Origin of the sequence: Rhodoferax ferrireducens T118 (genome assembly GCF_000013605.1) — a bacterium.
GTDB lineage: Bacteria > Pseudomonadota > Gammaproteobacteria > Burkholderiales > Burkholderiaceae_C > Rhodoferax > Rhodoferax ferrireducens.
Genome location: NC_007908.1, coordinates 3,850,206 through 3,876,487, shown reverse-complemented (window position 1 = coordinate 3,876,487; position 26,282 = coordinate 3,850,206). Strand labels below are relative to the sequence as shown.

The 26,282-nt window shown below is 58.8% G+C and carries 27 protein-coding genes, 1 other RNA gene and 1 pseudogene; 13 read left to right on the top strand and 16 right to left on the bottom strand.

The window, feature by feature from the left end:
* Positions 1-3 precede the first annotated feature (3 nt).
* The 5 genes from RFER_RS17660 to RFER_RS17640 all read right to left on the bottom strand — a co-directional run bounded on the left by RFER_RS17660 (position 4) and on the right by RFER_RS17640 (position 4,462).
* The gene (locus tag RFER_RS17660; RefSeq protein WP_011465753.1) at positions 4-849 is read right to left on the bottom strand and encodes an FAS1-like dehydratase domain-containing protein; all 846 of its coding nucleotides are present in this window, start codon (positions 847-849) and stop codon (positions 4-6) included.
* A 65-nt stretch (positions 850-914) separates the two neighbouring features.
* A complete protein-coding gene (locus RFER_RS17655; protein ID WP_011465752.1) occupies positions 915-2,198 on the bottom strand; it encodes a TRAP transporter large permease in 1,284 nt (427 codons plus the stop codon).
* Positions 2,199-2,200: 2 nt separating this feature from the next.
* Entirely contained in the window at positions 2,201-2,860 is a 660-nt protein-coding gene (locus RFER_RS17650; protein WP_011465751.1) for a TRAP transporter small permease, read from the bottom strand.
* A gap of 87 nt (positions 2,861-2,947) precedes the next feature.
* The gene (locus RFER_RS17645; protein ID WP_049765693.1) at positions 2,948-3,898 is read right to left on the bottom strand and encodes a DctP family TRAP transporter solute-binding subunit; all 951 of its coding nucleotides are present in this window, start codon (positions 3,896-3,898) and stop codon (positions 2,948-2,950) included.
* A 123-nt stretch (positions 3,899-4,021) separates the two neighbouring features.
* Positions 4,022-4,462 (bottom strand): hypothetical protein, encoded by a 441-nt coding sequence (locus RFER_RS17640; RefSeq protein ID WP_041790938.1) that lies wholly within the window; start codon positions 4,460-4,462, stop codon positions 4,022-4,024.
* A 171-nt stretch (positions 4,463-4,633) separates the two neighbouring features.
* On the opposite strand from RFER_RS17640, the gene RFER_RS17635 reads away from it, so the two are divergent.
* On the top strand, positions 4,634-5,554 hold the full coding sequence (locus tag RFER_RS17635) for a LysR family transcriptional regulator (protein WP_011465749.1): 921 nt from the start codon (positions 4,634-4,636) through the stop codon (positions 5,552-5,554).
* A gap of 605 nt (positions 5,555-6,159) precedes the next feature.
* Entirely contained in the window at positions 6,160-6,462 is a 303-nt protein-coding gene (locus RFER_RS17625; protein ID WP_011465748.1) for a hypothetical protein, read from the top strand.
* A 156-nt stretch (positions 6,463-6,618) separates the two neighbouring features.
* Here RFER_RS17625 and RFER_RS23585 read toward each other — a convergent pair.
* Positions 6,619-6,720 (bottom strand): annotated as a pseudogene (locus RFER_RS23585) (transcriptional regulator); the annotation flags it as partial.
* Between the two features lie 47 nt (positions 6,721-6,767).
* Complete coding sequence (locus tag RFER_RS17620) at positions 6,768-7,580, bottom strand: 5'-3' exonuclease H3TH domain-containing protein (RefSeq protein WP_011465747.1); 813 nt, start codon at positions 7,578-7,580, stop codon at positions 6,768-6,770.
* Between the two features lie 187 nt (positions 7,581-7,767).
* On the opposite strand from RFER_RS17620, the gene RFER_RS24965 reads away from it, so the two are divergent.
* Positions 7,768-8,430: a glycine zipper 2TM domain-containing protein gene (locus RFER_RS24965; protein WP_279587680.1), complete on the top strand. Its 663-nt coding sequence runs from the start codon at positions 7,768-7,770 to the stop codon at positions 8,428-8,430.
* Positions 8,431-8,523: 93 nt separating this feature from the next.
* Here RFER_RS24965 and RFER_RS17610 read toward each other — a convergent pair whose 3' ends face one another.
* Entirely contained in the window at positions 8,524-10,239 is a 1,716-nt protein-coding gene (locus RFER_RS17610) for a diguanylate cyclase domain-containing protein (protein WP_011465745.1), read from the bottom strand.
* A 330-nt stretch (positions 10,240-10,569) separates the two neighbouring features.
* A complete protein-coding gene (locus RFER_RS24230; RefSeq protein WP_041790934.1) occupies positions 10,570-11,028 on the bottom strand; it encodes a vacuolating cyotoxin family protein in 459 nt (152 codons plus the stop codon).
* Positions 11,029-11,116: 88 nt separating this feature from the next.
* On the opposite strand from RFER_RS24230, the gene RFER_RS24225 reads away from it, so the two are divergent.
* The 3 genes from RFER_RS24225 (at position 11,117) to RFER_RS17585 (ending at position 12,988) form a co-directional block, all read left to right on the top strand.
* Entirely contained in the window at positions 11,117-11,323 is a 207-nt protein-coding gene (locus RFER_RS24225; protein WP_244095741.1) for a hypothetical protein, read from the top strand.
* A 325-nt stretch (positions 11,324-11,648) separates the two neighbouring features.
* Positions 11,649-12,302 (top strand): TfoX/Sxy family DNA transformation protein, encoded by a 654-nt coding sequence (locus RFER_RS24675; protein WP_011465743.1) that lies wholly within the window; start codon positions 11,649-11,651, stop codon positions 12,300-12,302.
* A gap of 80 nt (positions 12,303-12,382) precedes the next feature.
* A complete protein-coding gene (locus RFER_RS17585) occupies positions 12,383-12,988 on the top strand; it encodes a hypothetical protein (protein WP_011465742.1) in 606 nt (201 codons plus the stop codon).
* A 61-nt stretch (positions 12,989-13,049) separates the two neighbouring features.
* Here RFER_RS17585 and RFER_RS17580 read toward each other — a convergent pair whose 3' ends face one another.
* Both RFER_RS17580 and RFER_RS17575 read right to left on the bottom strand, forming a co-directional pair.
* Positions 13,050-14,834 (bottom strand): diguanylate cyclase, encoded by a 1,785-nt coding sequence (locus RFER_RS17580; RefSeq protein ID WP_166485754.1) that lies wholly within the window; start codon positions 14,832-14,834, stop codon positions 13,050-13,052.
* Between the two features lie 52 nt (positions 14,835-14,886).
* The gene (locus RFER_RS17575) at positions 14,887-15,132 is read right to left on the bottom strand and encodes a hypothetical protein (protein ID WP_011465740.1); all 246 of its coding nucleotides are present in this window, start codon (positions 15,130-15,132) and stop codon (positions 14,887-14,889) included.
* A 243-nt stretch (positions 15,133-15,375) separates the two neighbouring features.
* Between RFER_RS17575 and RFER_RS17570 the strand changes: the two genes are divergently transcribed.
* Positions 15,376-16,404, top strand: coding sequence for an aldo/keto reductase (locus RFER_RS17570; protein ID WP_011465739.1), 1,029 nt, complete (start codon positions 15,376-15,378; stop codon positions 16,402-16,404).
* 54 nt (positions 16,405-16,458) lie between these two features.
* Here the strand turns inward: RFER_RS17570 and RFER_RS17565 are convergent, their stop codons facing one another.
* The gene (locus tag RFER_RS17565; protein ID WP_011465738.1) at positions 16,459-16,848 is read right to left on the bottom strand and encodes a DUF302 domain-containing protein; all 390 of its coding nucleotides are present in this window, start codon (positions 16,846-16,848) and stop codon (positions 16,459-16,461) included.
* A gap of 62 nt (positions 16,849-16,910) precedes the next feature.
* On the bottom strand, positions 16,911-17,882 hold the full coding sequence (locus tag RFER_RS17560; RefSeq protein WP_011465737.1) for a GlxA family transcriptional regulator: 972 nt from the start codon (positions 17,880-17,882) through the stop codon (positions 16,911-16,913).
* Positions 17,883-17,975: 93 nt separating this feature from the next.
* Here RFER_RS17560 and RFER_RS17555 point away from each other — a divergent pair, with 93 nt between their 5' ends.
* From RFER_RS17555 to RFER_RS17535, 5 genes are all read left to right on the top strand, one after another.
* A complete protein-coding gene (locus tag RFER_RS17555; RefSeq protein ID WP_011465736.1) occupies positions 17,976-18,377 on the top strand; it encodes a YybH family protein in 402 nt (133 codons plus the stop codon).
* A gap of 129 nt (positions 18,378-18,506) precedes the next feature.
* Positions 18,507-19,505, top strand: coding sequence for a LysR substrate-binding domain-containing protein (locus RFER_RS17550; protein WP_011465735.1), 999 nt, complete (start codon positions 18,507-18,509; stop codon positions 19,503-19,505).
* A gap of 36 nt (positions 19,506-19,541) precedes the next feature.
* Positions 19,542-20,585 carry a dihydroorotase gene (gene pyrC, locus RFER_RS17545; protein WP_011465734.1) on the top strand — a complete coding sequence of 348 codons (1,044 nt, stop codon included), beginning with the start codon at positions 19,542-19,544 and terminating at the stop codon, positions 20,583-20,585.
* 201 nt (positions 20,586-20,786) lie between these two features.
* Positions 20,787-21,662 carry a protease HtpX gene (gene htpX, locus RFER_RS17540; RefSeq protein WP_011465733.1) on the top strand — a complete coding sequence of 292 codons (876 nt, stop codon included), beginning with the start codon at positions 20,787-20,789 and terminating at the stop codon, positions 21,660-21,662.
* A 26-nt stretch (positions 21,663-21,688) separates the two neighbouring features.
* A complete protein-coding gene (locus RFER_RS17535) occupies positions 21,689-22,318 on the top strand; it encodes a LysE family transporter (protein ID WP_011465732.1) in 630 nt (209 codons plus the stop codon).
* A gap of 117 nt (positions 22,319-22,435) precedes the next feature.
* Here RFER_RS17535 and RFER_RS17530 read toward each other — a convergent pair whose 3' ends face one another.
* Together RFER_RS17530 and cysK are read right to left on the bottom strand one after the other, a co-directional pair.
* Positions 22,436-24,163, bottom strand: coding sequence for an NAD(P)/FAD-dependent oxidoreductase (locus RFER_RS17530; RefSeq protein WP_041792767.1), 1,728 nt, complete (start codon positions 24,161-24,163; stop codon positions 22,436-22,438).
* An 86-nt stretch (positions 24,164-24,249) separates the two neighbouring features.
* Positions 24,250-25,167 carry a cysteine synthase A gene (gene cysK, locus RFER_RS17525; protein ID WP_011465730.1) on the bottom strand — a complete coding sequence of 306 codons (918 nt, stop codon included), beginning with the start codon at positions 25,165-25,167 and terminating at the stop codon, positions 24,250-24,252.
* A gap of 117 nt (positions 25,168-25,284) precedes the next feature.
* Between cysK and rnpB the strand changes: the two genes are divergently transcribed.
* An RNA gene (rnpB, locus tag RFER_RS23160) (RNase P RNA component class A) lies at positions 25,285-25,653 on the top strand.
* A gap of 35 nt (positions 25,654-25,688) precedes the next feature.
* On the opposite strand, the gene RFER_RS17520 is transcribed toward rnpB, so the two are convergent.
* Positions 25,689-26,237 (bottom strand): Rrf2 family transcriptional regulator, encoded by a 549-nt coding sequence (locus RFER_RS17520; RefSeq protein ID WP_011465729.1) that lies wholly within the window; start codon positions 26,235-26,237, stop codon positions 25,689-25,691.
* Positions 26,238-26,282: the final 45 nt, after the last annotated feature.

The following is a 26,282-nucleotide window of genomic DNA, read 5'->3' as shown; positions in this document are numbered from 1 at the left end:
TCCTCAGGCGATGACCGCAGTGGCATCCATGGTCAGCCAGCCTTCATGGTCCTTGGCCCACAGGTGGATGGTTTTACCGTCGTCTTGCGGCTCGCCACAGACGGAGAAGGTGTTGATGTCAAACACTGGGCGCACGGCGCGGAACTCGTAGCTCAGCACTTGCGCATCGGGCATCTGGTGGCGCAGCAAATCCAACAGCAGTGTGGCGACCATCGGGCCATGTACGATCAGGCCGGGGTAGCCCTCAACCTCTGTGACGTATTTCCGGTCGTAGTGGATGCGGTGGCCGTTGAAGGTGAGCGCCGAGTAGCGAAACAGCAGCACGTCGTCAGGCACCCAGCGCTTTTCCCAGGCGCATGTGGCCGGTGCAGCTTTGGGTGGTGGTGCCACATCGTCGGGGCGGGCGGCTTCGCGGTAAACGATGTCGTGAAACTCGGTCAATGCGACATCGGGTTCACCCTCACGACGAATCTCATGGCGCACCTTGACAAATACCAACTTGCCGGTGCGGCCGGATTTTTCAGACACTTCGATGATCGTCGAGGTGCGCTCCAGCGCATCGCCAATGCAAAGTGGCTTGTGAAAAGTGAATTGGCTACCCGCCCACATGCGCCGTGGCAACGGCACCGGGGGCAAGAAGCCACCGCGCTTGGCATGACCGTCGGGCCCAATTTCGGATTGGCGGACCAGCGGCAAAAAGTACAGCCAATGCCACAGCGGCGGCAGCGGTGTGCCCGCTTCAGGTCGTGTGGGTTCGCGGTCGAAAGTTGCTGACAGCGCGGCGTAAGGCGTTGGTGTAGCCGTGTCGCACACGCGTTCGCTACGGCCAATCCAGTCGGTCAGGTTCATGGGTGAGTTTCCTTTAAAAAAGTGAGCGTCTTGCGCAGTGTTCATAAGGGCTTGAGCACGATTTGTTACATCATTCCGAGGGCTTTTGGCAGCCAGATGGACAGCGGGGCCCAGTAGGTCACCAGCACCAGGAAGCCCAGCATCGTCAGCAGCCAGGGCCAGACCGCCACCGTGAGTTCGGTGATGCCCATCTTGGTGATGCCCGAGGCCACGTACAGGTTCAGGCCAACCGGCGGGTGGCACATGCCGATCTCCATATTCACCGTCATGATGATGCCGAAGTGGATGGGGTCAATACCCAGCTTGATGGCAATGGGAAAGAGGATGGGCGCCAGGATCAGGATGATGGAGGAAGGCTCCATGAAGTTGCCCGCCGCCAGCAGCAAGATGTTGGCCATCAACAGGAATCCGACCTGACCCAAACCCTGCGACAACATCCAGCCCGCCATTTCTTCGGGCACATGCTGGTAAGACATCAAAAAAGAGAACAGAGCCGCATTGGTGATGATGTAGAGCAGCATGGCGCTCATATTGGCCGAGGAAACCAAGACCTTGGGCACGTCTTTAAGTTGCATGTCCTTGTAGACAAAGATTGCAATGACAAAGGCGTAGACCGCCGCTACCGCAGCAGCCTCTGTGGGCGTGAACACACCGGAGTAGATTCCACCCATCACGATAACCACCAACAGCACGCCCCAGATGGCTTCACGCAGGGCTTTCCAACGCTCGGCCCAGCTGGCCTTGCGCTGGCGTGGGTAATTGTTTTTGCGGGCCACATACCAGGTGGTCACGCCCAGCAACACGGCCAGCAGCAGGCCGGGAATCACACCGGCCATGAACAGCGCGCCAATCGACGAATTGGTGGCCACCGCGTAGATGATCATCGCAATCGACGGCGGAATCAGAATGCCCAGCCCGCCGGCCGTGGTCACCACACCGGCACCAAATTTCATGGGGTAGCCCGCCTTGACCATGGCCGGCAACAAAATCGAACCGATGGCGACAACCGTAGCGGGTGACGAGCCTGATATTGCAGCAAACAGGGCGCAGGCCACCACACCGGAGAGTCCCAGGCCACCGTAGAAATGGCCGACCATGGAGGTCGCAAAATGGATCATGCGCCGGGCCACGCCGCCGTGGGTCAGGAAGTTGCCCGCCAGGATGAAGAACGGAATCGCCATGATCTCGAACTTCTCGATGCCGGTGAACAGCTTGAGTGCGACGGACTCAATCGGCACATGGGTGAACAGGTACAGAAACGAAAGGACGGTAAGTCCAAGCGAAATAGAGATCGGCATGCCGGTTAGCATGAGCGCGATCAGCAGAAAGAGGATGACAGCAGTGCTCATGGTTATGGGTTCCCTTTGGCGTTGCCGTGGCGCGAGGTGTGCAGGTCATGCGGATGGAATTCGTCTTCGACATCGGGTTCGTCCAAGCCGTCTACGTGGCCATGGTCGTGGTGCGGCAGTTCGCCGGTGCGGGCAAAAGTCCAGGCCACCTGCAAAAACCGAAAGCACATCAGGGCCGTGCCCAGCGGAACGGCCGAATAGACGATCCAGGTTTGCCACTCCAGATCAGGCGTCGTCGGCCCGGGAAATATGCCTTCGGAAGCTTGTCCCAATGTATTCATGAAGGCGTAGTGCGCGCCGTTTTCCCAGACAAAGCGGACCCCGAGCACAGCGACGATGAGGGTGAACAGCGCACCTGCGAGCAACCCGAATAGAACAAACCGTCGGCGCTTCCGTTCGCCCAATTGGTTGATCAACACATCGACCCCGACGTGAATGCCGGTGCGCACACCGTAGGCCGCGCCAAACTTGGCCATCCAGACAAACATGATGATGCACAGCTCCTGCGCCCAGGACATGTTGATGGCAAGCGCCAGTTCCTGAACCACGGGAATGCTCCAGGAGGCAACAAAGCGGTGCACCACGGCTGCAAAAATAACCAGCGTGGCACCGGCAATGAGGAAGGCGATGAACGTCTCCTCAAGTCGATCAAGAAATTTCATGGCGTGTCTCCAGACTTTTGGGGCGTGTTCATGCCCGGGCCATACTGCTAGTGGATGGCCGACGGGCTGTCTTGATAAATCAGGGGATCAGTTCGCCGAGGCGGCGCGTACCGTGTCGATGAAGGTTTTGCCTCCGACCCGGTCTGCCATTTCGGCATGCACCGGGGCCATGGCTTTGGCCCATGCGTCCCGTTCGGCGGCACTCGGTGCGTACACCGTGGACTTGCCTGAGGCCTTGATGGCGGCAAGCGATGCCGCCTCATCTTTTTCTGCCACGCTGTCATTGAAGACTGTGGCATCTTTGATGGCGGTTTCGAGTGTGCTGCGAATGGGGGCTGGCAGGCCGTCCCAGAACTTCTTGTTGGTCACCACCACATAGTTGCTGATGGTGTGGTAGCTCAAAGTCACATGTTTCTGCACTTCATATTGCTTTTGTGTGTACAGGTTGGACAGCGGGCCTTCGGTGCCATCGACCACACCGGTTTGCAGCGCCTGATAGACCTCGGAAAACGCCAGACTTTGCGGCTGCGCACCGACCGACTTCATGATGGATGCATTGACCTTGCTGGAGTTGATGCGCATCTTCAGCCCCTTCATGTCGCTGGGGACGTGGATCGGTTTGTTGGCGCTCATGACCCGAAAGCCGTTGTCCCAATAGGCCAAGCCTGTGACACCGCGCGATTCGAGCCTTTTCAACAGACTGGCACCGCCCGGGCCGCGGGCAAAACGGTGCACCGCATCGATGTCCTTGAAGATATAGGGCAAATCGAACACCTCAAATTCCTTGACACCAAGCGGGCCAAACTTGCCCGGCACCGGGGCCAGCATCTGCACCGCGCCGATTTGCAGCGCTTCAAGCTCCTCTTTGTCCTTAAACAGGGTGCTGTTGGCAAACACCTCGACCTTGACTTGACCTTTGGTGCGCTCCTCGACGATTTTTTTGAAGTATTCAGCTGCTTGGCCCTTTGGTGTGTCAATGGCAGCGACATGTGAAAATTTGATGATGATGGGGGCTTGCGCCAACGCCGCCATTGGCATCGAAAGTACGGCGCATGTGAAGAGGCCGGTCAGCGTTTTGATCGCTCTTGTAACAACACGTTGGGTGGTATTTGGGGTCATTCTTGTCTCCTGGTTTTGTAGGGATTGAACGGGTATCCGCTTTTAAGAGGTGTGCACCAGCCCGAGCGACATGCCATTGGCCGCGCCGGGTAAGGTCGCTGCCACATAGCCTTTGAGTTGAAGGTTCGCTGCACTTTTGAATTCAGCGTAACCCAGGGTTGCCGCAACATCAGCGGTTTGGTAGCTCATGCCCACGCCCGAGGAGGACAGGGCCGATGAGCTGGCGGCTTGTTCACCAAAAGCATGCGTGGCCTGCACAGTGAAGTCGCTGAACTTGCCCGAGTATTTGACGGAGTTGTCAAGCCGATAGGCGCCGGTGGCTGCACCTGAAGGGCCGTAGTCAATGCCAAGGCCGTCGGTGCAGCGTACGCTGGCGTCTGCAATACCGTGAAGGGCGACTGTGCTTTGCGCGTTGACGGCGCAGGCCCCAGTCAGAACAGCTATTGAGACACAGGCTTTGGTGGCCTGCTTATAAGGATTCATGAGTTTGTCTTCCAATATTTTTTTCGGTTACTCGGTTCGCGTTGTGTCGTCCTGGATTTCAAGATCGGCGAAAACGCTGGCGCGAATGATCGCGTCCTTGTGTTGATTTGTGAATTGCATATTTAGGATTGATTGATCCACAATATGCATCAATAGACCCCAAATAATGAGATGACGATGAACTTTGACCTCGATGACTTGTTGGCCTTCAGGGCTGTGGCGGAAATGGGCAGTTTTCGCAAGGCAGCTGAATCGGTGCATATCTCGCAACCGGCGTTCAGCCGGCGCATTGAAAAGCTGGAGGAAGCGCTTGGCGTGCGTCTGCTCGATCGCACCACCCGACGCGTCAATCTGACCACCGTGGGACGTGACTTCGATCGGCAGCTCAGACAGATACTTGACGCACTCGACACCACCCTGCTGGGGATTCGCGGAGTCGCGGCTACCAGGATGGGCGAGGTCACCGTGGCCTGTGTGCCCTCGGCAGTGAACTACTTCCTCACCGGCGTGATTGCTCTTTACCACCAGCGCTACCCAAAAATCCGCGTCAAGATCATAGATGACAGCGCAAACGAAGTCCTGATTGCGGTGGCACGCGGTGAAGCCGATTTTGGCTTGAACTTTGTCGGCTCGCAAGAAAACGATGTGGAGTTTGAGCCGCTGCTGGAAGAACACTTTGTGGCCGCTTGCCGGCGCGACCACCCCCTGGCCAAAAAGACGCAGGTAACCTGGTCGGAACTGGCTCAATACGACTTCATCTCCGCAAACAAGTCATCAGGCAATCGATTGCTACTGGACCAGGCGTTGGCTGGTGTCAACGATAAACCCCAGAGCATGTACGAAACCCGGCATGGCACAACAATGATCGGACTTGTCGAGGCAGGGTTGGGGGTTGCCGTCGTGCCCGCCATGGCCATGCCAGCCGCAGATCACCCCTTGCTGGTCAGTGTGCCACTGGTCGATCCGGTCGTTAAACGCAAGATGGGACTGATCAAGCGACGATCATCAGTGCTAACGCCGGCGGCACAACAGCTATATGGCTTGTGCGCAGAGATGCAAACAGCGATTTCATCGGCACAAATTGAGGACTGAATTGCATTCTTTCCACGACCGATGCCCGAGCATCTTTATATCTTGGAGGCAATCACTGGTCTGCGGCTTGTATTCGTCGACGGCGGTTGCTCCAGTCGGTGAAATCATCTCCACTTTGCCGACGGTCAAGCCACTCGTGCCGATGTCGGCTTTAGAGTAAGCAGTTCCGAAAGTCGACGGTCGCCTGTGTGTCTTGAAGAGTCAGCCGCCGTCGCCGGATGCCGAGCGTCGAGGCGAATGTCAGGTCTGGAGAAAATTGTAGACCCGGACCGCAGCGGAAGCGGTCGGTCACCGCAGTAAGCTTTCTGGATGCCCAATTGCGCGAGTTGAAGCGCGTGATGGCTGTCACCCCGGGGTGGTCACATACAGCCTCGGTGGCGACCATCGCAACGGCAGTGGCACGCATCCGGGCAGCGCTGATCTTCCGCTTCAAACTACGCAATAGGCCTTCGTCAGGTCTCCAACCATGACCGAATCAGTTGATTATTCTCAAAAGCATCAGCCATCCCGAAGCACATTATGAACCCGCATCTGTATTGCGATGAAAAGGTTTTCCGTACTTGGTTGAGACGGATGCGACCGACCAAAATTCATAGGAGTCCATTATGTATCGCTTCATTCGTAGTGCCGCCGTCAAGAGTGCGGTGGACATGCCGGGAGCACTTCAGTTCTGCAACGAAGTTACATCCCATATAAACAAGGCCTATAACATGAGCATGAAGACGGGCGCCCAGATGTTTGGCAGCACGAGGGTTTACTGGTTTTTTGATATGAACAGCCTCGAAGAGATGGCCCAGCTCAACGCCAAACTGATGCAGGACCGTCCCTATTGGGAGATTCTCGCAAAGGCCAAGGACCTCTGGGTGGAAGGAAGTCTGAAAGACACTGTCGTGACAATGATCGGTTGAACCGGTTCATCGGCAGGCAACGACTTCTACTGTTGTACCCGTCCTACCATGGTTCATATCCGCAGTGGGCGTCGAAAATGAAACTTTGAATGTCTGCTGTCTGGAGATGTGGATGTCAGGTCTGTGTCTAAGACGGTCCCATACCAAGTCAGTCCACGCGTGCGCGTGATTCTCCGGCTCCACCGACAATCGCATCCCGACCAACTTCAGCACCGCCAGCAGGGTCTTCAAAGTCGGGTTGCCATCAGTGTCGGATGTCATGGGTGAGGTCTCTGGTCAGACCACCGGACTCCGCTGTAGTGTGCTCATGGCGAACTATCGGCCATGGTGTGAGACGGGGGTGTTGGTATCCGGACCTGCGCCAGCATCTTCCAGGTCAGCCCAAGCGGCCTATCGGTCTTGAATGAAACCAGCTGTCTGGACAGCCTGGCTATCTCAATTCCCTTGCGCAGATTCGCGCCAACCTGGCCCCCTACCTTGTCGGCGTTGGAGATCAGTCGGTCAAGATTGCCGTTGATGCGAAGCAGCGTGGCTGCGGTTTTGCGGCCGACCTTGTCCACACCGGGGACGCCATCCACTGCGTCACCCATGAGGGCCAGCAGATCGCCCATCTGCGATGGTGTGACACCAAATTTCTCCTGCACATAAGCTGAGTCACGCCAAACCTCTTTGAAGTGGTCGTAGATGCAGACCTGGTCATTGAGCAGCTGCAAAAAGTCCTTGTCGGTCGACAAAATGATGGCTTGTTTTGCACTGTACTTGCACCATTTCTCGACCAGCGCGGCAATGGCATCGTCCGCTTCTATGCCCTCAATGGCAATCCAGTGCAAGCCCATGTCATGCAGTTCACGCTTGAGGGTCAGCAAGCCATCGCGCAAGGGTTGCGGCATGGGTTTGCGGTTGGCCTGGTAGCCATCATAGAGGTCATGTTTCCAGGTGCGACCCCCATGGTCAAACACCGCAACCGCGTGGGTCGGCCTGTGGGTCTTGAGGGCGCGCTTGAACGAGCCCAGGCTTGATTTGATGGTGTCGGCCACCTTCTCCTCGCTGTCTGGCTCGGCAATAGCCTCGTGAATACGCCTGATGATGTTCAGCGCATCAATAATTAGTAAAGACATTTTGTGATCACGTCGGTTTGAAACTTCCCATAGAGACGAAGATTATCCCGTCGCTCATCCCACGTAGGGGGCGTCAACGGCCATGGTAAGCCATTGGCACCCCGCTGATCCTGACCTTTGACGAAGCCACCTCGCCCGCGATGTAACTGTCGACCACGCGCACCGCGACACCTGCAAACATGGACACGTGAAAAAGCTCTTTCCCGTTTGCGGTTGTCGACGAACTTTCTCGGCAGTCGAAGTTCACTTTGAAAGGCAGCTGATGTTTTTCAACGTCGTTACCGGACCTTACAAACGAAACAATCTGAGTACACCCCATTTCATCGCTCGAACGTTTAATGCATACGCACGCCAAATGGCGATTTACTCAACAAAATTTCTTATGAACATGACACCAACATCCAATCGCATTCATCCCTTATTGGCAGCCGCAGCAGTATCTGTCACGCTGGTCTGCCTGGTGGGTATTGCCGCTATCACGGACGTTCTACCGAAGTCACACAGTTCCGCAGCAGACAGTGCGCCCAAGACTGGCGTGGTTGCTTCGGTGCCGACGCCGCTGGCCGCCATACCTGAGAGGGGTGCCAACGAGGCCATGCAGAGCAAGCCTGCAGTGCATCAATACACGCGTGCGCCTGTCAAGCCGGCTCGGCAATATGCCCCGGTGCCTTCGCAGCCGCCTGCGGCACCTGCTGCTCAAAATAGTCCAGTTGGAATTGGCGTGGGCGCAGTGGTCGGTGGACTGCTGGGCAATCAGGTGGGTGGTGGCAATGGTAAAACCCTGGCAACCATAGCCGGCGCCTTGGGTGGTGGATACATCGGTAACGAAGTCGCCAAGAAAAATCAGTAACTGGCGCCCGAGCCTTGCCTCGGGCTTGCGGTGGGTCACGCTCCTCCTGTATCGGTAAGGCATGGCACGCCAGGCGTCCCGTCGAGACCGGTCCTATTTCTTTCCCGGTGCGATGAAAAACCGGAAATTGTTGCGCCCACCTTCCTTGGCCCGGTACATCGCCGTGTCGGCATACTTGATCAAGTCATCGGACTCTTCACTGTCGTCGGGATAGACGCTGACACCGATACTGCAGGTCACGGCGATTTCATGTCCATCGAGCAGGAGTGGATGGGACACGGTATCGATGATTTTTTGCGAGAGGTATGCGATGTCACCCGTGTTGGTGATTGATTCGAGAACCACGGTGAATTCGTCGCCACCCAGGCGTGCAACGGTGTCGCCCTCTCGCATGCAGTTGGTCAGGCGTTGCGCGACCATTTGCAGCAGTTGGTCGCCAATGTGATGTCCCAGGGTATCGTTGGTCTGCTTGAAGTTGTCGAGATCAAGGAACATCACCGCCACCTTGGCCCGGTCGCGGTGGGCGTGAACGATAGCCTGGTGCAGCCTGTCGGCGAACAAGGCGCGGTTGGGCAGGCCGGTAAGGCCATCGTGGTGGGCGAGAAAAAGCACTTGTTCTTCCGCCGCCTTGCGTGTGGTGATGTCGGAAAAAACGCCGACATAATGGGTGACCTCGCCGTCATCGTTACTGACGGCGTTGATCGTGAGCCATTCCGGATAGGTTTCTCCGGTGCGACGCCGGTTCCAGATTTCTCCCTGCCAATGGCCGGTGGCGGCTATATCTTCGCGCATCTTGCGGTAAAAAATTTCCTGGTGCTTGCCAGAAGAAAGGATGGCCGGGGTCTTGCCGATCACTTCATGCGCCATGAAGCCGGTGATCTGGGTAAAAGCCGGGTTGACCGATTCGATCACGCTTTCGGCGTTGGTGATCATGATGCCCTCGAACGTACTCTCGAACACTTTGGCGGCCAGGCGCTGATGCTGCTTGGAAATCACCAGACTGCGCTCGCGTTTCTTGAGTGTTTCGCGTAACTCACGAATATAGTCGTGCTCGATGCTCGCCAGCAGTTCGGCGAACGTCACCAGCCCCAACAGCTTGCCGTCGCTGCCGGTGACGCCGAGGTGGCGAATGTGCTTGTCTATAAACAGGTTGCGCGCTTGATAGAGGCTGGTAGCGCCGGGAACGCAAATAAGCGGCCGGCTGGCAAGCTCGCCGACGATGGCGATCGGCTTGTCGCCGCTGATCAGGCGCACCACGTCGCGCTCGGTGAGGATGCCGTAATCACCGTCCGGGTATTGCGTGATGAGGGCATCGAAGCGGCCGCTGTGCATGTTTCTCACAGCCTCGCCCAAAGGTGCCGCGCTCGGGATGATCGGATACTGGCGATTCAGAACCGATTGCACTTCGCGCAAGGAAATGTAGTATTCGATTCCTTGGTTGATCACGATATCGGTCTGGCTGACAATGCCCTTATGTTTTCCGTCATCGTTCACTGCCAGGAAATGGCGCACCTTTTCCTCCCGGAAACGCAGGGCAGCCTCGCCGAGGCTGGTTTTGACATTGATGGTTTTCACCGGGGATGTCATGTGTTGCGCGATGGGACAACGGAATGCCTGCGGGGTGGTTATATCCAATGCCAGCGCGTCTTGCTCCGACCAGATGCCGACGATGGCCCCGTCCACGGCCACCAGAATCGAACTACAACGCGTTTCCACCATGCGTTGCGCTGCATCGGACAAGAGGGTATCGGGCGTGCAGGTGAGGATATGCGGATGAATGATTCGTTCGATCGTGATTTCGGCGGGCATTGAATACTTTCTGGAAGAACCGAGTGCTTTGAGGTTGTTTACAAAAAGTCGCTTTGGCGAGGGGTCAGAGTAACGCAATTGCGTGACGTCACTGAGTTTTGGCTATTTTGCGCCTGCGTTGACGCCCTGGCCGTTCAGCGTCGATGGGACCGCTTGTTGGCACCGACAAGTTTTTGACCCACCTGATGGCCTTGGACTGAGCAGCTTCGATTCAGATGGAACCCGCCAGGGGCTGACGGTTTGTCGGACCCCCTGGGTTTTAGGTCTCGCGGAGCATGCGTCGTATGGCCTCTGGCCCCAACCGTCGCAACGGCGTGCCCAGCAGATCAATCACCGAGCGTACCGATGAAGGACCTTGAATGAGTTCGTGAAGCCAACAATCGGCACCAGGGCGAGTAACTCATCATTGCGTAGCAGGAGTGCGCCCTGGGTGGTTTGGCCGTTTAACGCCGGGTGTGGCGGGGTGACGTACCCGCCGGTGTATTCAATGCGTGCGTACAGCGTCGTGCCAATAAGCTCCGTCGACTTTACGCCGCTACCCGTGATGCTAAAGGTTGCCACGGCGTAGACTGAGGTTGCAGGATTAACGTCGGCTGTGATGTTTTCGCCAGTCGGCAATGTGACGGAGGCCGCCAGGGCCGGCGCGTACTGCACGTTTTCATCGGGTACACCGTAGCTGCCGGTCGCGACCACAGCACCGGTGCAGTCTGCGTTGTCGAAGTATTCTTCTTTGGTCGCGACCGAGAAGGTGCTGCTGCCCGTTGCGATGAAGGTCTTGGTGAATCGCAAATGGTCAACGCAATTTTCCTGCCACGCGCCCTCATACTTTGCGAGTTCAGGGCTTGCGGGCGATACCGCAGGGGGCGATGACCCAGAGGTGGACGACCCAGAGGTGGACGACCCAGAGGTTGAAGACCCAGTGGTTGATGACCCAGTGGTTGATGACCCGGTGGTCGATGACCCGGTGGTTGATGACCCATCCGTGGATGGTCCAGCGGTGGATGAAGCTGGGCCGCCCGAGCCACCCCCGCCGCAAGCGACCAGTATCGATGAACTTAGAACAACGGCAAGGAACTTCATTTGAATTTCTCCTGTTGTGTAATCATTTGATCAATTCACGATCTAAGCTATTGATAATGCTCAAACGCGTGCTTGACTTTTCAAGGCATATCTCGTCGAAAATTGATACAACACCAGGTCCCATCCGATGGGCTGCTCTTTTTAAGCCGCGCCTACGCAGAGTCACCGCATGGGACAAGCCCTGCGATTTTTTTGTGGTCAGTCATTTCGAAGCTCTGAACTTGTTGCCAAACGTTTCTTGCCTGATCATTTCAATCGTTGTGTTTGACTGATGGTTGTGATGTAACGGAGTTCAGAACAGGCGCCGCTTGCCGGGCACAAGGTAAACCATGTCAACCACTCAAAGCATCATTGATTTTCTGCTTGACCAACTCGCGGACTGTGGTGCCGTGACGGCGCGCAAGATGTTTGGCGAATACTGCCTTTATTACGACGGGCGTCCGGTCGGGCTGGTGTGCGACAACCAACTGTTTCTCAAAAACACGGTGCAGGGGCGCGGGTTGCTTGAGGAAGTGGTCGAGGCGGCACCCTATCCGCGTGCCAGGCCTCATTTGCTGCTGACAGCCGATCAATGGGACGACCGCCACAACTTGTGTCAACTGGTGCGGGTCACTGCCGATGCACTGAGCCTGGTCGAAGCGCCTGGGCCGGTCAAAGTCCGCACGGCACCGGCTAAACCTGGTGGAGTTGCCCAGGGCGCTGCGGCGTCCGTTGCAACGCTGCCGAACCTGGGGCCCAAATCGCGGCAAATGCTGGAAGCGGCCGGTATCCGCACCCTGGCGCAATTGAAAAAACTGGGCTCAGTGGTGGCCTATGCCAAAGTCAAGCGTTGCAGCGGGTCTGCGAGCCTGAATCTGCTGTGGGCGCTGGAGGGCGCCCTGAGCGGTTTGCCCTGGCAAGTGGTGGCGCGGGAACATCGCACCAGTTTGCTGCTGGCGCTGGAACAGCATGAGCAGGGCGCGGACAGGCGTCCCTCGCCCTGAATTGCGGCAAGTCAAGCGCGTGGCGCAAACAGGCTGGCCACTACACTCAAGCGGCATTCCAACAATCACCTCATCCAACCATGGAATTACTTGTACTTTTGACATTGCTTGCCGCTGGCGCCTACGTGGTCAAGTCGCGCGAGCAGGGCAGACGCATCGCCTTGCTGGGAAGTTATCTGGGCAAATACCAGATTGAAAAGCTGATGGAGAACCTGACCGACGGCTACCTGCGTGCGCTGTCTGAGCCTGACCCCGAACGCCAGACGCAGATCTGGCGCATGCTGGACGCGGCTGAGGTGACGCTGTGTGACCAGTTCAATCGTTTTGTGGCTGAGTTTTCGGGCGTCGATGAGGCGCAAACGCGGGTCAGCCGGTTGGCGTTGGCGATTCCCTGGGCTGACAGGTTGCTGCCAGACAGCACGTTTGATCTGCGCCAGGCCTTGCGCATTCATGCCAATGGCATTGAACAGGCGGCCCAAAACAGCCGTCATCTGACGCAGAAGAACAAAGCCTTCACGCTGTCGGCCGAGCTGTTTTTGATGCAGCACACCTGCCACTGGTTCTGCCGCTCCAAAACGGTGGCCTCGGCCCGGATGCTGATGCGCCACAAAACACCGTATGCGCAGCTGCTTGAGTCTGTGTCGCCCGAGACGCGTCAGGCCTATGGCGCCTTGGTTGGACGCTGACAGACACACGTCGAACGGCTGGCGGCCAATGGGCGCTGTGCACGCCGCCGTGCCAAGGGTCTTAGAACTCCGTGACCTTGCTGCCATCGAGTGGTTGCCAGTCCGTATGACTTGAGGCGGGTACTGTGCCATCGCCGCGACGTGCACAATGCTTGCCGTCATTCTTGCCGGCATACATGGCGGCATCGGCGCGCTTGAAAAGACTGATGGCGTCGCTCCCATCCTGGGGCGCAAGCGCATAGCCTATGGTCAGACCGATGCGGCAGATTTTCTCTGACAAGGCAAAGGGGTCGTTGAACGCCTCAAGAAGCTTGTCGGCACGGTCTCTGGCTTGTTGCACACTGTGCAAACCGCTGGATATCACGACAAATTCGTCGCCACCCAAGCGCGCGATAAGGTCGCTGTGACGCACATTGGCCCGCAGGCGCGCCGCGACGGCGATCAGCAGTTCATCGCCAACGTCATGACCGTACTGGTCGTTGATTTGTTTGAACCCGTCCAGGTCCATCATATACACAGCGACAACATTTTCCGGTCCGGCGTGATTGATGGCGTCCGCCATCGAAGCATTCAGACTGCGGCGATTGGGCAGTCCGGTCAGCGGGTCCGTATGTGCCAGCGAATGCAGGCTGTCCCGTTCACGCCTGGCATGTTCTACCGCCTTGTGCAAGGCTTTGGTTCGCAAGCCCAGCACCCGCATGAATACCAACATGTCGAAGGTGGCGCCAAACTGGAAGGAGTGCAGGGTCCAGAAGTTGACGCCGACGCGCCCCTTGATCACTTCGACCATGACCGCTGTCGTCACAAAATAGGCCGCCCACGCCAACAAAAAATAGATGCCAACACTGTCGCCGCGACGTGCCCGTGAAATGGCGCCCGGCAAACCCAGCAGGGCTGGCGCCAGACCCAGCGTGCTGATGACGGCCGTGACGATATAGATGTCGATCAAGTCAAAGGAGAAACACAAGGCAAAGAAAACGGTAAAACCGGCACCCGCTTTCATGAGCCGACTGATCCATGGGTGGACGTCGGGGCCCTCCAGGGCTTGTTCGATAAACAGGAAGGAGCCGGTGGCGGCGATCAGCGATGCCAAACCGGCGGTATGGAGTTCCATCCACGTATTGCCGCGCCACACATATTGGGCTCCGACGCCAAATTGAAGCATTGAAAACAGCAGGCTTCCAAATATGAGGATGGCGTACTTGACGTACAGAGGCTCACCCAGGGTAAGCCATTGCGCCAGGCTGTACACCAGCAGGCACAGGGCTAGGCCGGTGAGCAGGCCTTGCAGCATTTGTTCCCCCAGCGCATTGGCATGAAATTCCGAGGGCTTGCTCAGCGTGATGGGCAATATCAGGGCGCCCTTGCTTTCGATGCGCAGGTACAAATCGTAGTTGGCGCCCGCTTTCAGCTTCAAGCCAAAAGAATGCGAGCGACTGCGAATGGGTCGCTGGTCTTGGGGTTGCAGGCTGCCCAGCCTGGCTTGTTCCATGAGGGTTTTGTCATGGGTAAGGTAGACGTCGATACGGTTGAGCACGGGGTAATCGATATCCAACACCCAAAGGCCATTGCTTTGGCTGGACACTGAGATCGGGACCAGAAGCCACACGGCATCCTTGCGCAATCCCAGCGTGCCATAGGCGGTTTCTGGTGTGGTGAACCGGTCCCTTGCCTCCATGACTTCCTTGATGCCCAGCTTCTTTTGCGGGTCGGAGAGCAGCGTCACCGCCGGCCAAGCCTGTACCAGCGGATTTGATTCATCCAGAAGAATCGGAGCGGGTGCCGACAATGCCGCCACCGATGTGCTGAGCCCAAAAATGGCGCAGAACACGAGCATGCAACGCATGAGCGTGCATCGAGTGGCAGACAAGCACAGACCGAAGGACGGCGCAGGTCTTTTACGTAGTGGTTGGCACATTCCATTTGCCCGGTTGGGTCATTCGATCTTCCAGATTATTCGGCCACCGCGGGGCTTTCGGAGCATGCTCCCAAGTCGCCATCGCGCTGTTGATGTCGTTCAGCAAATGTTGCGGTAACTTGAGCGGACGAGTCTGGTCCAGTATGCTGCGCACCGCCATCGCCACCAGAAATGCGGCGAACAAGGCGTAGCTCAACCTGGGAATAGTGGCAAGCAGTGATTTCATGGGAGTCCTGTCGAGGTCCTGTCAGGGCGCGAGAAAAACGGACAAAAAATAAGCCCCGCAGAACTTGCAGCGGGGCTTCGCTTAGGTGCGCAGTCTAAACCCAGGACAGCCGCCGACGTCGCGCAGGCTGCAGCCCGCGTTGAGGGGGGGACTCTGACGCGGCTCTGCCGGTGGTCAATGATCGCGATGTAAAAATGGAAGCTTTGGCATAGACTGCATTCCATTCCTATCTGAAAGGCCCTCATGCAATACCGCTCTCTTGGCAAAAGCAATCTGCGAGTTTCCGCCCTGTGCCTGGGCACCATGATGTTCGGCGACCAGACCGGTCAAGCCGAGGCCGCGTCCATCGTGGCCGATGCCCACGCCCATGGCGTGAATTACATCGACACGGCCGACGTGTACAGCAAGGGTGGCTCGGAGACCATGGTGGGCGAACTTCTCAAGGGCCAGCGCCATGACTGGGTACTGGCCACCAAACTCGGCAACAGCATGTCAGACCGGGTGAACGAGGGCCATTACTCGCGCTCCTGGATGCTGCGCGAAGTGGAGGCTTCGCTGGCGCGCCTGCAAACGGATTTCGTGGACATTCTGTACTTGCACCGCGACTACAACGGCATGAACCTGGAAGATCCCTTGCGCGCGCTGGATGCGATGCTGCGCGCGGGTCAGATTCGCTATTGGGGGGTATCCAACTTCCGGGGCTGGCGCATTGCCGAGTTGATGCGTCTGGCCGGGCAGCTTGGCATGCCAGGCCCCGTGGTGTGCCAGCCTTACTACAACCTGCTCAACCGCAGTCCTGAGGTGGAGGTGCTGCCAGCCTGCGCGCATTACGGCATTGGTGTGACGCCCTACAGCCCGGTGGCGCGCGGCGTGCTCACCGGCAAGTACCCGCCGGGGCAGACACCAGACCCAAGCAGCCGCGCAGGCCGCGCCGACAAGCGCCTGGCAGAGACCGAGTTTCGGGAAGAGTCGCTGGTGATCGCGCAGCAGCTTAAAGTGCATGCCGAGGCCAAGGGCATCAGCCTGGCGCAATTTGCCTGCAGCTGGGTGCTGGCCAACCCGGTGGTCAGCTCGGTCATTGCCGGGCCGCGCACGCTCAAGCAGTGGCAAGACTACCTGCCCGCGCTCGACTACGTGTTTGCCGAGGAAGATGAGGCACTGGTGGATAGCCTGGTCAGACCGGGCCACCCGTCCACGCCTGGCTATACCGACCCGGCCTATCCGCTCAACGGCCGGGTACGCCCGGCGCATGCCCCAATGGCCCGGTCTTGACAAATACAACGCGTTGGGCGCAACGGCGTTACGCCTGGGGACCAGGTCGGTCGGCTACAGCTTGGCCAGCGCACGCTGGAGGCGCTCGTCGGCCTCCTGCGCCATGGCGGTGAGCTTCGCGTCGCCCAGGATGCGCATCAAGCCCGAGGGTGCGGCGAGTTCCACCGAAATCACGCCCGGCGCGACTTCACGGATGACGGCGTTGCACGGCAGCAGACTCGCCACGTCGCTGTTGGCGGTGTAGGCCTCATAGGCCAGGTTTGGATTGCAGGCGCCAAGAATGATGGTGGGGATGATGTCCTTGCCGGTTTTTTCCTTGATTTTGCTGTGCATGTCGATGCGCGTCAGGATGCCGAAGCCTTCCTCACCCAGCGCCTTGGTCACACGCTCCACCGCATGATCGACGGTGCCTTGTATCTCACGCTTGAAATTGATGCTGTTCATGGAAATCCTCATCTGGTGTGTTGACAAGCGACAAAGCTTAGCACCGTGTCAATAGCCCGTTGTTACAGTGTTCTTTTGAACCGTTGGCGGTATTGCGCTGGGCTCAAGCCTGCGGTTCTGGAGAACAGCCGTCGAAATGCCGACACATCGCTGTAGCCAATGCGCTCCACGATCTGTTCCAGGCTCAACCGGCTGTCTTCGAGCAACTCCTTGGCGTGTTCCACGCGCAGTTCCTGCAGATAGGTCAGCGGCGGCATGCCTGCAGCGGCGCTGAAGCGGCGGTGCAGTGTGCGGTAGCTGACGTGCAGCGCGGCAGCCAGGTCTTGGGTGGAGACGGGTGTCGTGCAACGTTGCGCCATCCAGTCAGCTGCTTCCTGTATCAGCGGATCGGCAAAATGGCGCTGCAGTGCCATGAACGGGCGTTGCGAGGTTCTGGCCCCGTCCACCAGCATGATGCCGCCCACATGGCGCGCCAGTGCCGCGCCGAACAGGCGGCGCAACATGTGCAGCGAGAGGTCGGTGTGCGCCGTCATGGCACCCGCGGTGATGGCGTTGCCGTCATCTACCAAGACCCGGTCGGCATCCAGATGGATTGCGGGATAGCGTTGCCGAAAGACCGCCTGCAGCCACCAGGTGGTGGTGGCGTGGCGCCCGTCCAGCAAGCCGCTTTCGGCCAGCACGAAGGTGCCGTAGCAACTGGCCGCCACCGGCGTGCCCGGGCGCACGGTGCGCAAGCGTGCCATGGCCGGTTGCCAGAGGGTTTGCAACTGCAGCGTCAGGGATGCGACATCGTCCGCAAAGAAGCCGGGCAGGATGACTGCGGCATAACGCGCCAGTGAAGCTGGCATGGCTTGGGTTTCCACGCGCACCGCCGCAGCAAGCTCAATGGCTCCGCCCATCGAGGAGAGCAGATCGACCTGGCAATCCGCTGCCTGCGGGTAACGCCGGGCGATGTTGATCATGTCCAGTGTGGTCATGACACTGGACGGCGTGGAGCCGGGTTCAATCAGGAGTGCGATGCGAGACGATGGCATTTTTGGCGCTTATTTTGTCAATTCTGCCACTTCATGCAGCACACCGGATGCGGCAACATCGCTGTTTTTCACCACCCACGACAAGGAATCACCATGACCATCAGCTTCAACGACCCCGTCAAACAGGAAATCTGGGCAACCCTGCGCGCATTGAATGATGCCTGGACCCAAGGCGATCCGGATGACCTTGTCAACTACTTTCACCCCAACATGGTCGCCATTACCGCCACCGACCGGCTGCGGCGGGACGGCGCCGCCGAGTGCCTTGCGGGCTGGAAGGGTTTTGCCGAGGCCACGCAGATTCACCACTGGGAGGAAATCGACCCCGTCATCCATGTCTATGGCGACGCCGCGGTTGTGGCCTACTACTTCGACATGTCATTCACCATGGGCGGACAAACCATCAACATGGGGGGACGAGACATGTTCTTCTTCGCCAGGGAGAAAGGCCGTTGGTGGGCTGTGGCGGATCAATTCTCGGCCTACCCAGCTTGAAGAAAAACCTGTTTTCCCGTCAGATAAGCGCATGCAGCTATTGAAAACATGGCGGGTAGTTGATCGGCGTTGGCGAGGGTTCGTCAGTATGAGAGTCCAAGGTCATGCAATTCGCGCATAATCCCGAGCATGGAAACCAAATGGCTAGAAGACTTTGTCTCCCTGGCTGAGACCCGCAGTTTCAGCCGTTCCGCGCAATTGCGCCACGTCACGCAGCCGGCGTTTTCGCGGCGCATTCAGTCGCTTGAAACATGGGCTGGCACCGATCTGGTCGATCGAAGCAATTATCCGACCCGTCTCACCCCGGGGGGCGAAACGCTCTATGCCCAGTCATTGGAGGTATTGCAGGCTCTGCAAAGCACGCGCGCCATGCTGCGCGGGCATGCCTCTGCCGGGCAGGATGTGATTGAATTTGCCGTGCCGCACACACTGGCTTTCACGTTTTTTCCGGCCTGGGTGTCGGCCTTGCGGCAACAATTCGGCCCCATCAAGAGCCGCCTGATTGCGCTCAATGTGCACGACGCCGTCATGCGCCTGGTGGAGGGGAGTTGCGATCTGTTGATTGCCTATCATCATCCGTCCCAGCCCTTTCAGCTCGATGCTGATCGCTACGAGATGGTCAGTTTGGGCGAAGAGGTGGTGGCGCCTTATGCCAAACCGGATGCAGACGGTGCGCCGATGTTTCTGTTGCCAGGGCGACCGGGCCAACCCTTGCCGTACCTGGGCTACGCGCCTGGCGCCTATTTGGGGCAGATGGTGGACCTGATCCTCAAGCAGTCGGGCACTGCCATTCACTTTGACCGCGTTTATGAGACCGACATGGCGGAAGGCCTGAAGGCGATGGCGCTGGAAGGCCATGGCATTGCCTTTTTGCCTTTCAGTGCCGTCAAGAAAGATTTGTGCGCCAGAAAATTGGTAAGTGCGGTGCCGCTGGACCTGAAAGGTCTGCAGATCACCATGGAGGTACGGCTCTACCGGGAGCGGCCCTCGGTCAAGGAAAACGGCAAGCTCGGGGGGCACAGATCGGCCCCATCAGTTGAGCGCGCGACCAAGAGTGCGGCGCAGGCCTTGTGGGACTATTTGCTGGCGCAGGGCCGAAAGGATCCGACCGATGTTGTGTTGCTGTAGGTCGATCCCATTGGCTGATTTGGGACAATACCGACCATGACACAAGCCCAGGCTCTCACCATCACCCTGACACAACCCGACGACTGGCATTTGCACGTGCGTGATGGCGACGCCCTGCGCACGGTGGTGCCGCACACTGCCGCCCAGTTTGGCCGCGCCATCATCATGCCCAACCTGCGCCCGCCCGTCACAACGACAGCGGCGGCGCTCGCCTACCAGGAGCGAATCCAGGCAGCGGTGCCTCCCGGCCTGCGGTTTCAGCCACTGATGACGCTCTACCTCACCGACAACTTGCCCCCCGATGAGATCAAACGTGCGCGGGATGCCGGCGTGGTAGCCGTCAAGCTCTACCCGGCGGGCGCCACCACCAACAGCGACGCCGGTGTGACCGACCTGCGCAAGACCTACCCAACGCTGGAAGCCATGCAGCGCGCGGGCCTGCTGTTGCTGGTGCATGGGGAAGTGACCGCACCCGAGATCGACCTGTTTGACCGCGAGGCGGTCTTCATTGATACGCAGTTGATCCCTTTGCGCCGTGATTTTCCTGAACTGAAAATCGTGTTCGAGCACATCACCACCAAAGAGGCCGCGCAGTACGTTGCCGATGCGGATCGCTTCACCGCCGCCACGCTCACCGCACATCATCTGCTGTACAACCGCAATGCCATCTTTACCGGCGGCATTCGCCCGCATTACTACTGTTTGCCGGTGTTGAAGCGGGAAGTTCACCGCCAGGCCCTGCTTGCCGCGGCCACCAGCGGCTCGAACAAGTTCTTTTTGGGCACCGACAGCGCGCCGCATCCGGCCCACTTGAAAGAGAACGCCTCGGGCTGCGCTGGCTGCTACACGGCGCACGCCGCCATGGAGATGTATGCCGAGGCGTTTGATTCGGTGGCTGCGCTGGACAGGCTGGAGGCTTTTGCCAGCTTTCATGGCGCCGATTTTTATGGCTTGCCACGAAACACGGGTCGCATTAGCTTGCGGCGCGAGACCTGGACACCGCCGGCGCGTTTTGCCTTTGGTGAAGCCGAACTCAAGCCGCTTCGGTCTGGCGAAACACTGCCGTGGCGAATGATTTAAATGGGGGTGGGACGGAACTTCAGCTCTGTCCCGGCTGCTGGTGTCAAGTCGAAAAGTCGCGCCGTCCACTGTGATGCGAATCGCAAGCCAATGCCCGTAAACTTCATGGGCAATTGTGGCGCAAAGTCTTGAAATCGGACACCGCGCCCCTAACATCGGTGCCAATGGTTCGCTGGTTTTGAACCGTATTTGAAAGAAATCATGAAACGTATTCTCTTGTTTGTTTTGACCAATGTCGCCGTGGTCGCGGTGCTGGGCATCGTTGCCAGCTTGCTGGGGGTGAACCGTTACCTGACGGCAAGCGGGCTTGACCTGGGCTCCTTGCTCGGCTTTGCCTTGGTCATTGGTTTTGGCGGCGCCATCATTTCGCTGTTGATCAGCAAGCCGATGGCCAAATGGACCACGGGCGTGCGCATCATCAGCCAGCCGCAAAACGTCGACGAGGCCTGGATTGTGGAGACCGTGCGCAAATTGGCCGACACAGCTGGCATTGGTATGCCGGAAGTGGGTATTTTTGACGGTGCGCCCAATGCCTTCGCCACCGGAGCGTTCAAGAACTCGGCGCTGGTGGCTGTGTCCACCGGCTTGTTGCAGGGTATGACGCGTGAAGAGATTGAGGCCGTGATCGGCCACGAAGTTGCCCACGTTGCCAATGGTGACATGGTCACCATGGCCCTGATTCAAGGCGTGATGAACACCTTTGTGGTGTTCCTGAGCCGCGTGATCGCCTTTGCCATCGACGGCTTCTTGCGCAAAGGCGACGAGCGCTCCAGCGGCCCCGGCATTGGCTACATGATCACCACCGTCGTGCTTGACATCGTGCTCGGTTTTGCGGCCGCCATCGTGGTGGCCTGGTTCTCCCGTCACCGTGAATTCCGGGCCGATGCTGGCGCTGCCAAGCTCATGAATCGCAAGCAGCCGATGATCAACGCGCTGGCGCGGCTCGGTGGCATGACGCCGGGCGAGTTGCCCAAGAGCATGGCGGCCATGGGCATTGCGGGTGGCATTGGCAAGCTGTTCTCGACCCACCCGCCGATTGAAGAGCGCATCGCGGCTTTGCAAAACGCGCCGCTGTGAGCTTTTTGCCCCATTAAACTCGGCGCATGGAACTCTCTACCTGGTTAACCTTTTTCGCCGCCTCGTGGGCCATCAGCATCTCGCCTGGGCCGGGCGCCATTGCCTCGATGAGCGCCGGCTTGAATCATGGTTTCAAGCGCGGCTATGTCATCATTTTTGGCTTGGTGCTGGGCATCTGGACGCAGTTGGCAGTTGTCGGTGTGGGTTTGGGCGCGCTGGTTGCGGCGTCCAGCACCGCGTTTACCGTCGTCAAGTGGCTGGGCGTGGCGTATCTGGTGTGGCTGGGCATTGCGCAGTGGCGCGCCCCTGCGCGGCCGATGGTGGCAGTGTCAGATTCCGGCGAGCTTGTCAGCCGGCGCTCCATGATTCTGCGCGCCTGGATGATCAATGTGGTCAACCCCAAGGGCACGGTGTTTCTGCTGGCGGTGGTGCCGCAGTTCATGAATTTGTCGCAGCCGCTGCTGCCGCAGTACCTGACTATCGGCGCCACGCTGGCGTTTACCGACATGGTGGTGATGGCCGGTTACACCGCCTTGGCGGCCAAGGTGCTGGGGGCCTTGAAGGAACCGTCCCACATTCGTGTCATGAACCGCACCTTTGGCAGCCTGTTTGTGCTGGCGGGCTCGCTGCTGGCGCTGTTCAAGCGGGCAGTCTGAGGTCGCTGTCGCACCGCAGCCCTTTGTATCCTGAGCTGCCAGGATGCAATGTTCGCTATTAATTTTATAGCTTATTGTGCCTGATTGACGGGGGCTAGCGCCTGTTTTTATATAGATTCAGTGCGTCAGGCTCAGTGCCAGCGCTTCGGCCACTTTGATGCCATCCACCCCGGCTGACAATATGCCACCGGCGTAGCCGGCGCCTTCGCCGGCGGGGTACAGCCCTCGCGTGTTGACGCTCTGAAAATTGTCCCCACGCGGCATGCGCAAGGGCGATGAGGTGCGGGTTTCAACGCCCGTCAGCACCGCATCTGGCATGTCAAAGCCCTTGATCTTCTGGCCAAATGCCGGCAAGGCTTCGCGCAGGGCGGCAATCGCATAGTCGGGCAGGGCCTGGTGCAAGTCGCCCAGTTTTACGCCCGGTTGGTAAGACGGCAACACCGAGCCCAAGGTGGTAGAGGCCCGGCCCTGAATAAATTCACCGACCAGTTGTCCCGGCGCCTCGTAATTGCTGCCGCCCAGCAGGTAGGCGCCCGACTCCAGTTGGCGCTGCAGGTTGATGCCCGCCAGTGGGTGCGTGGCCTTGGGGTTCTGCCGTTTCAGACGCTGCGACCCTTCAAAATGGCGCGCTCCGGCTGCCGTGCCAAACGCTTGCACAAACGCGGCTTCATCCTGGCAGAAGTCCGTGGGCTCAATGCCTACCACCAGGCCCGCATTGGCGTTGCGTTCGTTGCGCGAGTACTGGCTCATGCCGTTGGTCACCACCCGGCCCGGCTCCGAGGTCGCGGCCACCACGGTGCCGCCGGGGCACATGCAAAAGCTGTACACCGCGCGGCCGTTTTGCGCGTGGTGCACCAGTTTGTAGTCGGCCGCGCCCAGGCTGGGGTGGCCGGCGTGGCGGCCCCAGCGGGCCCGGTCGATCACGCTCTGCGGATGCTCAATGCGAAAGCCGACCGAGAACGGTTTGGCATCCATGGCGACGCCGCGCTCATGCAGCATGGCGAAGGTGTCACGCGAGCTGTGGCCCAGTGCCATGACCACCTGGTCAGCGCGCAGGTCGTAACTCTGTCCGGTCGATTGATCCAGCACGGTCAGGCCGCGCATATGCTGACCTTGTGGGTTGTCTTCTACCAGCACGTCAGTCACGCGCTGCTCAAAGCGGATCTCGCCGCCGAGCGAGATGATCTGGGCGCGCAGGTTTTCCACCACCTTGACCAGCTTGAAGGTGCCAATGTGCGGGTGCGACTCCACCAGAATCTCGGGCGGTGCACCGGCCTTGACAAATTCGGTCATCACCTTGCGCCCCAAATAACGCGGGTCCTTGATCTGGCTATAGAGCTTGCCATCCGAGAACGTGCCCGCACCGCCCTCGCCAAACTGCACATTGGATTCGGGGTTGAGCACATGCTTGCGCCACAGGCCCCAGGTGTCCTGGGTGCGCTCGCGCACTTTTTTACCGCGCTCCAGCACGATCGGCTTGAAGCCCATGTGCGCCAGCATGAGCGCGGCAAAAATGCCGCACGGGCCAAAGCCAACCACCACCGGGCGCACGGCCAAATTCGCGGGGGCTTGTGCCACCAGCCGATAGCTCATGTCGGGCGTGGGTTGTATGTGCGGGTTAGCCGCATGCCGCTGCAGCACCGGGCCTTCTTGCGCCGGTTCAACCAGCGCCACATCCACGATATAAACCACCCGCACCTGCGCTTGGCGGGCGTCAAAACTGCGTTTGAAAATCTGCCACTGGGCTAGCTCAGTGGTCGCAATGCCCAGGATTTTCAGGATGAGTGCCTGCAGGTCGTCAGGCGTGTGGTCAAGCGCGAGCTTGAGCTCAGAGAGTCGGATCATGGTGAGGGCCAATTGGCTTGTGTCTATCAAGCAGAAGCCGCCCATTTTACCGGCTGCACTTGGGCAGCCCGTGATCGCGAAGAGGATCAGGCCGGCAAAAAGCCCTCGACCGACAGGTAGCGCTCACCGGTGTCGTAGTTGAAGCCCAGCACCGTGGCTCCGGCGGGCAATCCAGGCAATTTTTGGGCGATGGCGGCCAGCGTGGCGCCACTGGAAATACCCACCAGCAGGCCTTCTTCACGCGCACTGCGACGGGCGTATTCGCGCGCCGGTTCGGCATCGACCTGGATCACGCCGTCGAGCAAGTCGGTGTGCAGGTTTTTCGGGATGAAGCCCGCGCCAATGCCTTGAATCGGGTGGGGTCCCGGCGCACCGCCCGAGATCACCGGGGATGCCACAGGCTCCACCGCATATACCTTCAAGTTAGGCCATTTGGCTTTCAATACCTGCGCCACGCCGGTGAGGTGGCCGCCGGTGCCGACACCGGTGATCAACACGTCGATGCCATCGGGGAAGTCGGCCAGAATTTCTTGCGCCGTGGTGCGCACATGCGCGTCGATGTTGGCCGGGTTCTCAAATTGTTGCGGCATCCAGCTGCCGGGCGTGGCCGCCACCAACTCTTGCGCGCGGGCAATCGCGCCTTTCATGCCTTTTTCACGCGGCGTGAGGTCAAACGATGCCCCATAGGCCAGCATCAGGCGACGGCGCTCAATGCTCATGCTGTCAGGCATCACCAGAATCAGCGGGTAGCCCTTGACGGCGGCAACCAGCGCCAAGCCCACACCGGTGTTGCCAGAGGTGGGTTCGATGATGGTGGCCCCGGGCTTGAGTTCTCCGCTCTTTTCAGCTGATTCCACCATCGCCAGCGCAATACGATCCTTGATCGAACCACCGGGGTTGCTGCGCTCGGACTTGATCCACACGTTGTGGCTGTTGCCAAACAGGCGGTTGATACGCACGTGCGGCGTGTTGCCAATGGTTTGCAGGATGTTGTCGGCTTTCATGGGGCGGCTCCTCAAAAAATGATTGAACAGTTATTTTGAACCACTTGATCAATTGTTTTGGGTATAAGTTTAGAAGCCAGGGCTGTAAGCCACGCTCAACCGCGATAATACGAGCGTGAAGCCCGCCAGACTGCCGCTGGTGCAAGCCGCAAGGACGACGCGCAAGCGTCGGGTGGAAACACCGCACTGGAGGAACGTCCGGACTGCATAGGGCAGCGTAGCAGCTAACGGCTGTCCACTGAAATGCGTGCACGCAAGTGCGCGTTATAAGGTGAGGATCAGAGCAACAGAGACGAGCCGATTAAGTTCGGGTGAAACGGGCAATCTCTACGCGCAGCAATACCAAGTAGGCCAGCGTTGATGGGGCCCCCAGAGCTGGCGGGTAGGTAGCACCGAGCGGTTGGGTGACCAACCGCCCAGATTAATGGCAGTCACAGGGTGGGCAACCATCCTGCACAGAATCCGGCTTATCGGTGGGCTTCACACTTTTTCCCGACGCTGTGCTGGGGTAACCCGGGGCGTTAACCCCGGGCCAGCATAGCCTGACCCAGTGCAAAGACGGAGTTGGGCACACTGCGCTGCACAGACTCCTGTTTGGGCTTCTTGAACACCCCCCGGTTGGGTGCCGGTTCTTCTTCAATCCGAACCCCTTTGGCCAGTTGCCCGAGCGCTAGACTGCGCAAGGTGACCGACTGCATGTAGTCCATCATTTTGGTGTTCAAGCTGTCCCACAGGTCCTGTGCCATGTCCTTGCCCGCGCTGCTTGCGGCGGTCTTCGCGTGGCGAACGGCGTCTTTTGTGCTGCGATCGGTCTCGTCTTCAACGGCACCAATGATGTCAGCGACTGTGATGCGGTCAGCCTGCTGCCCCAGCGCGTAACCACCGCCGGGTCCGCGTGTGCTGGCCACCAAACCGTGCTGGCGCAGCTTGCTGAACATTTGCTCCAGGTACGAGAGCGAAATCTGCTGCCGCACCGCAATGTCGGACAGGGGAACCGGTCCCAATTTTTCGCGTAGCGCCACGTCAATCATCGCTGTGACGGCAAATCGGCCTTTGGTACTGAGTCGCATGGTTATTCTCCTGTTTCGATCACATGGTGTGACACAAGCAACACT

Coding starts and splice junctions, on each gene's coding strand:
- RFER_RS17660 (WP_011465753.1), bottom strand. CDS start 849: ATGAACCTGACCGACTGGATTGGCCGTAGCGAACGCGTGTGCGACACG.
- RFER_RS17655 (WP_011465752.1), bottom strand. CDS start 2,198: ATGAGCACTGCTGTCATCCTCTTTCTGCTGATCGCGCTCATGCTAACC.
- RFER_RS17650 (WP_011465751.1), bottom strand. CDS start 2,860: ATGAAATTTCTTGATCGACTTGAGGAGACGTTCATCGCCTTCCTCATT.
- RFER_RS17645 (WP_049765693.1), bottom strand. CDS start 3,898: ATGCCAATGGCGGCGTTGGCGCAAGCCCCCATCATCATCAAATTTTCA.
- RFER_RS17640 (WP_041790938.1), bottom strand. CDS start 4,462: ATGAATCCTTATAAGCAGGCCACCAAAGCCTGTGTCTCAATAGCTGTT.
- RFER_RS17635 (WP_011465749.1), top strand. CDS start 4,634: ATGACGATGAACTTTGACCTCGATGACTTGTTGGCCTTCAGGGCTGTG.
- RFER_RS17625 (WP_011465748.1), top strand. CDS start 6,160: ATGTATCGCTTCATTCGTAGTGCCGCCGTCAAGAGTGCGGTGGACATG.
- RFER_RS17620 (WP_011465747.1), bottom strand. CDS start 7,580: ATGTCTTTACTAATTATTGATGCGCTGAACATCATCAGGCGTATTCAC.
- RFER_RS17610 (WP_011465745.1), bottom strand. CDS start 10,239: ATGCCCGCCGAAATCACGATCGAACGAATCATTCATCCGCATATCCTC.
- RFER_RS24675 (WP_011465743.1), top strand. CDS start 11,649: ATGTCAACCACTCAAAGCATCATTGATTTTCTGCTTGACCAACTCGCG.
- RFER_RS17585 (WP_011465742.1), top strand. CDS start 12,383: ATGGAATTACTTGTACTTTTGACATTGCTTGCCGCTGGCGCCTACGTG.
- RFER_RS17580 (WP_166485754.1), bottom strand. CDS start 14,834: ATGCGTTGCATGCTCGTGTTCTGCGCCATTTTTGGGCTCAGCACATCG.
- RFER_RS17575 (WP_011465740.1), bottom strand. CDS start 15,132: ATGAAATCACTGCTTGCCACTATTCCCAGGTTGAGCTACGCCTTGTTC.
- RFER_RS17570 (WP_011465739.1), top strand. CDS start 15,376: ATGCAATACCGCTCTCTTGGCAAAAGCAATCTGCGAGTTTCCGCCCTG.
- RFER_RS17565 (WP_011465738.1), bottom strand. CDS start 16,848: ATGAACAGCATCAATTTCAAGCGTGAGATACAAGGCACCGTCGATCAT.
- RFER_RS17560 (WP_011465737.1), bottom strand. CDS start 17,882: ATGCCATCGTCTCGCATCGCACTCCTGATTGAACCCGGCTCCACGCCG.
- RFER_RS17555 (WP_011465736.1), top strand. CDS start 17,976: ATGACCATCAGCTTCAACGACCCCGTCAAACAGGAAATCTGGGCAACC.
- RFER_RS17550 (WP_011465735.1), top strand. CDS start 18,507: ATGGAAACCAAATGGCTAGAAGACTTTGTCTCCCTGGCTGAGACCCGC.
- pyrC (WP_011465734.1), top strand. CDS start 19,542: ATGACACAAGCCCAGGCTCTCACCATCACCCTGACACAACCCGACGAC.
- htpX (WP_011465733.1), top strand. CDS start 20,787: ATGAAACGTATTCTCTTGTTTGTTTTGACCAATGTCGCCGTGGTCGCG.
- RFER_RS17535 (WP_011465732.1), top strand. CDS start 21,689: ATGGAACTCTCTACCTGGTTAACCTTTTTCGCCGCCTCGTGGGCCATC.
- RFER_RS17530 (WP_041792767.1), bottom strand. CDS start 24,163: ATGATCCGACTCTCTGAGCTCAAGCTCGCGCTTGACCACACGCCTGAC.
- cysK (WP_011465730.1), bottom strand. CDS start 25,167: ATGAAAGCCGACAACATCCTGCAAACCATTGGCAACACGCCGCACGTG.
- RFER_RS17520 (WP_011465729.1), bottom strand. CDS start 26,237: ATGCGACTCAGTACCAAAGGCCGATTTGCCGTCACAGCGATGATTGAC.